This window comes from Chryseobacterium sp. SIMBA_028 (assembly GCF_046535285.1).
Classification (GTDB): Bacteria; Bacteroidota; Bacteroidia; order Flavobacteriales; family Weeksellaceae; genus Chryseobacterium.
In genome coordinates this window covers 1-232 of record NZ_JAWRWZ010000871.1, presented here as the reverse complement: position 1 = coordinate 232, position 232 = coordinate 1, and the positions used below count along the sequence as shown (strand labels likewise).

The window sequence follows — 232 nt, the reverse complement described above, 5'->3', positions numbered from 1 at the left end:
ATCAACTAGAAGGCGGAATTATTGAATATACCCGCCAGATAAGAGAAGAAGGAATACCAAGTAAATTTATCGGTAAAAACTTTGTATTTGACCACCGTTTAGGAGAACGAATTACAGATGATATTATTTCACAGTGCCACCAGTGTGGAAAACCTTGTGATAACCATACCAACTGTTCCAACGATGCATGTCATTTACTGTTTATCCAGTGTGATGAATGTAAAGCTGCAAT

At 37.1% G+C, this 232-nt stretch carries 1 pseudogene; it reads left to right on the top strand.

Annotated features, from left to right (window positions below):
* Positions 1-232: pseudogene (locus SCA31_RS25690) on the top strand (sulfurtransferase); the annotation flags it as partial.